The organism is Mycobacterium sp. (assembly GCF_049280035.1).
Classification (GTDB): Bacteria; Actinomycetota; Actinomycetes; order Mycobacteriales; family Mycobacteriaceae; genus Mycobacterium.
Map to the genome: position 1 here is coordinate 1 of NZ_JBAPPI010000635.1, position 5041 is coordinate 5041.

Here is a 5041-nt window from a genome sequence, read left to right on the forward strand (position 1 = left end):
GTGGATACCCCGGCGGGGGCTTCGGAGGCGGCCACGGTGGCTTCGGAGGGGGCCACGGCGGCTTCGGCCACGGTGGGTTTGGCCGCGGTGGGTTTGGTTTCTGAGTCCCGGATGCAAACTGTCACCTGACGTTCGCCCGCCGCTCAGAAGAGCGATGCCGTCAGCTCATTGCGGCGACTTACAAACGGGTGTATGAGATGTACCGTTTTCGGTACGGGTTATCTAGGTGCTACCCATGCCGCCGGAATGGCCGAACTGGGGCACGAGGTCGTCGGCGTCGACATTGATCCCGGTAAGGTCGCCAAGCTAGCTGCCGGTGACGTTCCGTTCTACGAGCCTGGGTTGCGAAAGATGTTGAGCGACAACATCGCAGCCGGCCGACTTCGGTTCACCACCGACTATGACCTGGCCGCTGAGTTCGCCGATGTGCATTTTCTCGGCGTCGGCACGCCGCAGAAGAAGGGCGAATACGGCGCTGACCTAAGCCACGTAAACGCCGTAATCGACACGCTTGCACCGCGACTGACTCGCGCATCGGTGATCGTCGGCAAGTCCACGGTGCCCGTCGGGACCGCTGCCGAGCTTGTCCAACGGGCCCGTGCGGCCGCCCGGCCGGGCGTCGATATCGAAGTGGCGTGGAACCCGGAGTTCCTCCGGGAAGGTTTCGGAGTACACGACACCTTGCACCCTGACCGCATTGTGCTTGGTGTACAAGACGGTTCGACGCGTGCTGAGGCCGCGATCCGTGAGCTCTACGCGCCAATGCTGGACGCCGGGGTGCCGTTCCTGGTGACCGACCTGCAGACCGCGGAGCTGGTCAAGGTCTCCGCGAACGCCTTTTTGGCGACCAAGATCTCGTTCATCAACGCGATCTCTGAGGTGTGCGAGGCCGCCGGCGCCGACGTGGTCCTGTTGGCCGACGCGCTCGGGCATGACCCACGGATTGGGCGCCGATTCCTCAACGCCGGCTTAGGGTTTGGCGGCGGCTGCCTGCCCAAAGATATCCGCGCGTTCATGGCTCGCGCCGGCGAGCTGGGTGCCGACCAGGCACTGACGTTCCTGCGCGAAGTCGACAACATCAACATGCGTCGGCGCACCCGCATGGTCGAATTGGCCAGCGCCGCATGTGGCGGCTCGCTGCTGGGAGTCAACATCGCTGTGCTCGGCGCCGCGTTCAAGCCCGAATCCGACGACGTGCGTGACTCACCGGCCCTCAACGTCGCCGGCCAGCTACAGCTCAACGGTGCGGCGGTCAACGTCTACGACCCGAAGGCGCTGGAGAACGCGCAGCGGCTGTTTCCCACGCTGAATTACGCCGTCTCGGTCGAGGAAGCCTGCGACCGCGCCGACGCGGTGCTGGTACTCACCGAATGGAAAGAGTTCGTCGACCTCGACCCCGACCTGCTCGCCGACCGGGTGCGAGCTCGCGTCGTTGTCGATGGCCGCAACTGCCTTGACCTGCAACGGTGGCAGCAAGCCGGTTGGCGTGTGCACTGCTTGGGACGGCGCGTAGCCTGACCGCGTGGACTACGCGGCAGCACTCCTCGAGCAAAATCGCGCCTTCGGCGAGCTGATCCGCAGCGGCGATCCGTCCACTCCGGTGCCGACCTGTCCCGGCTGGAGCCTTTCTCAGCTGTTTCGCCATGTCGGTCGCGGTGACCGTTGGGCGGCGCAGATCGTCGCCGACCGGGTCGACCACTATCTCGACCCGCGCACAGTCGAGGGCGGCAAACCGCCCCCCGATCCCGACGAGGCGATCTCGTGGCTGCACGGTGGAGCGCAGCGCCTGATCGACGCCGTCGAACAAGTCGGCGTGGAGACCCCGGTGTGGACGTTTTTAGGCTCTCGGCCGGCCTACTGGTAGGTGCGGCGCCGGCTGCATGAGGCGACGGTGCATCGGGCCGACGCCGCGCTGGCGCTCACCCTCGACTACGCGCTCACCCCCGACCTGGCAGCCGACGCCATTAGCGAGTGGCTTGAGCGCGTCGCGAGCGAGGCCGGACGCGGCGACACACCGCTTCCGCTGGAAAACGGCAAAACGGTGCATCTGCACGCCACCGATCCAGGCCTGGGCGCCGCCGGCGAATGGACCATCCGCTCCGACGGCAACCGCATCACATGTTCACACGGTCACGACAAGGGCGCGGTGGCGCTGCGCGGCGGTGCCGTCGACCTGCTGCTGGCAGTTGTACGACGAGTTCCGGTCGCCGACACCGATATCGCGGTGTTCGGTGACACCGGGATATGGCTGAACTGGCTCGACCACACTCCGTTCTAGAACACGGCGCACACGGTACGTTTCAGACCATGACCACATCGGAGATCGCCACTGTGCTGGCTTGGCATGACGCTTTGAATGCGTCCGACCTTGACACTTTGATGGCCCTGTCCAGTGATGACATCGAAGTCGGTGACGCGCACGGTGCCGCGCAAGGCCATGCCGCGTTGCGCGACTGGGCGGCCGCCCACCCGCGATGGGCCGAGGTGGGCAGAATATACGTACATGACGGCGTCGTGGTCGTCGAACAGAAGATCGGCAATCCAGACGATCCCGGCGCCAACGTCACTGTCGCGTCGGCGTTTCGTGTCGTCCACGACCACGTCACCTCGGTGTTTCGCCACGACAACCTGGCGTCCGCGTTGGCCGCAACCGAGTTGACCGACGCTGATCTTGTCGACTGAGGAGTAGAACATGCGCGGGATCATCCTGGCCGGCGGCTCGGGCACCCGCCTGTATCCGATCACCTTGGGCGTCAGCAAGCAGCTGCTACCCGTTTACGACAAACCGATGATCTACTATCCGCTGTCCACGCTGATGATGGCCGGCATCCGCGACATTCAGGTGATCACCACCGCCCAGGACGCGTCGGCATTCCAGCGAGTGCTGGGCGACGGCACGGCATTCGGTATCAACATCAGCTATGCGGTGCAAGACCGTCCCGAGGGTCTGGCCCAGGCCTTCGTCATCGGCGCCGACCACATCGGCAGTGGTTCGGTGGCTTTGGCGTTGGGCGACAACATCTTCCACGGACCGGGTTTGGGTACCAATCTTCGGCGCTTCCAATCCGTAACTGGCGGGGCTATTTTCGCCTACTGGGTGGCCAACCCCTCGGCGTATGGTGTCGTCGAATTCAGCGCAGACGGCGTCGCACTGTCGGTGGAGGAAAAGCCGGCCACACCCAAATCGCACTACGCGGTACCCGGACTGTACTTCTACGACAACGACGTAGTCGAAATCGCTCGGGGCCTGCGACCGTCGGCGCGCGGCGAATACGAGATCACCGAGATCAACCAGACCTACCTCAACCAGGGTCGGCTAAGCGTGGAGGTGCTCGCTCGCGGCACGGCCTGGCTCGACACCGGGACATTCGACTCACTGCTGGACGCCAGCGACTACGTCCGCACCCTGGAGCTTCGGCAAGGCCTGAAGCTCAGCATCCCCGAGGAAGTGGCCTGGCGAATGGGCTTCATCGACGACGACCGGCTGGCCCAGCGGGCCCACGCCCTGCTCAAGTCCGGCTACGGGAGCTACCTGCTGGAGCTGCTGGAACGGCGCTGAAGGGAGGTTTTCAGCAACCTCCCAGCAGATCCATAGCTGCCGACGTTAACAACAGGGGTCGCCGGTAAATATTCTTGATGAATAGAAATGACGACACCTGCACCGAACCCGAGTCCGCTTCCCAGCCTGGCCATGCTCGCCGCGCTGGTGTTCGCCGTCGCCGCCATCGCGGCAGTATTTGTTCTGGGGCGCAACCCGAATTTTTTCCGACCGAGGGCAACCACGACCGTTTCACAGGCCGCATCAGGGGCGTCGGCCGATCCGCCACCGGACCCCATGGACCGGAATGGCCAGTTTCTGTGGCGCCTGACCACCCAAGGGCTACAGCTACGCCGATCGAACGACGCTGCGATCAATGACGCGCGTCGGGTGTGCACGCGGTACGCCGGCGGCGAGAGTGAACCGCAGATCATCCAGGACATGCTGCAAGGATCGCCGGGCATGTCGCTCAATACCGCATCCAGTTTCGCCGACACCGCTATCAGCGTGTTCTGCCCGGACGGCGTTATGAATAACTCGTGACAACCGTCTGCGTCACTGACGGTAGTTGGCCAGGAAGTTACCCAACCGCTCGATAGCGTGTGCCAGGTCGCGCGACCATGGCAGCGTCACTATCCGCAGGTGATCCGGTGCCGGCCAGTTGAAGCCGGTGCCCTGAGTGACCAGAATCTTCTCCGACAGCAGCAGATCCAGGACAAGTTGCTCGTCGTCTCGGATCTCGTGCACCTCGGGATCCAGCCGGGGAAACGTGTAAAGCGCACCGGCGGGTTTGACGCACGACACCCCGGGGATCTCGTTCAGCTTGGACCACGCCACGTCGCGTTGTTCGCGCAGCCGCCCACCCGGCAGCACGAGGTCATCGATGCTTTGATGACCGCCCAGCGCGACCTGAATCGCATGCTGGGCCGGAACATTCGGGCACAACCGCATATTCGTAAGCAGGCTGATGCCCTCGATGAAGCTGGTCGCGTGGTCCTTGGGCCCGGTGATCGCCAGCCAGCCGGCCCGGTATCCGGCAACGCGGTAGGCCTTGGACAGGCCATTGAAAGTCAGGCATAACACGTCGGGTGCGACCGAGGCCATGCTGATGTGTTGGGCGTCGTCGTAGAGGATCTTGTCGTAGATCTCGTCCGCGAGCAGCAGCAGCTGATGCTCGCGCGCCAGATCGGCCACCTGCGAAAGGATTTCGCGACCGTACACCGCGCCGGTTGGATTGTTCGGGTTGATCACCACCAGCGCCTTGGTGCGCTCGGTGATCTTCGACTCCAGGTCGGCGATATCGGGCTGCCAGCCCTGAGTCTCGTCGCACAGATAATGCACCGGTGTGCCGCCGGCCAGCGAGGTCGACGCAGTCCACAGTGGATAATCGGGCGCCGGAATCAAGACCTGGTCGCCGTTGTCCAGCAGCGCCTGCAGCGTCAACGTGATCAGCTCGGAGACACCGTTGCCCAGATATACATCGTCGACGTCGAATCGCGGGAA

The 5041-nt window shown here is 64.1% G+C and carries 5 protein-coding genes and 1 pseudogene; 5 read left to right on the forward strand and 1 reads right to left on the reverse strand.

Annotated features, from left to right (window positions below):
* The first annotated feature begins 192 nt into the window (after window positions 1-192).
* The 5 genes and pseudogenes from WAN71_RS20325 (at window position 193) to WAN71_RS20345 (ending at window position 4081) form a co-directional block, all read left to right on the forward strand.
* Entirely contained in the window at window positions 193-1518 is a 1326-nt protein-coding gene (locus tag WAN71_RS20325) for a UDP-glucose dehydrogenase family protein (protein WP_422227054.1), read from the forward strand.
* A 4-nt stretch (window positions 1519-1522) separates the two neighbouring features.
* A pseudogene (locus WAN71_RS20330) lies at window positions 1523-2278 on the forward strand (maleylpyruvate isomerase family mycothiol-dependent enzyme).
* Between the two features lie 29 nt (window positions 2279-2307).
* Window positions 2308-2682: a nuclear transport factor 2 family protein gene (locus tag WAN71_RS20335; protein WP_422227055.1), complete on the forward strand. Its 375-nt coding sequence runs from the start codon at window positions 2308-2310 to the stop codon at window positions 2680-2682.
* A gap of 10 nt (window positions 2683-2692) precedes the next feature.
* Complete coding sequence (gene rfbA / locus WAN71_RS20340) at window positions 2693-3559, forward strand: glucose-1-phosphate thymidylyltransferase RfbA (RefSeq protein ID WP_422227056.1); 867 nt, start codon at window positions 2693-2695, stop codon at window positions 3557-3559.
* Between the two features lie 132 nt (window positions 3560-3691).
* The gene (locus tag WAN71_RS20345) at window positions 3692-4081 is read left to right on the forward strand and encodes a DUF732 domain-containing protein (protein ID WP_422227057.1); all 390 of its coding nucleotides are present in this window, start codon (window positions 3692-3694) and stop codon (window positions 4079-4081) included.
* 12 nt (window positions 4082-4093) lie between these two features.
* Here the strand turns inward: WAN71_RS20345 and WAN71_RS20350 are convergent.
* Window positions 4094-5041, reverse strand: a 948-nt coding sequence (locus WAN71_RS20350; protein ID WP_422227058.1) for a pyridoxal phosphate-dependent aminotransferase, incomplete at its 5' end; no start/stop codon positions are given.

Bases quoted from the DNA above. Each gene is read 5' to 3' on its own strand.
- rfbA (WP_422227056.1), top strand. From the start codon at position 2,693: ATGCGCGGGATCATCCTGGCCGGCGGCTCGGGCACCCGCCTGTATCCG.
- WAN71_RS20335 (WP_422227055.1), top strand. From the start codon at position 2,308: ATGACCACATCGGAGATCGCCACTGTGCTGGCTTGGCATGACGCTTTG.
- WAN71_RS20345 (WP_422227057.1), top strand. From the start codon at position 3,692: ATGCTCGCCGCGCTGGTGTTCGCCGTCGCCGCCATCGCGGCAGTATTT.
- WAN71_RS20325 (WP_422227054.1), top strand. From the start codon at position 193: ATGAGATGTACCGTTTTCGGTACGGGTTATCTAGGTGCTACCCATGCC.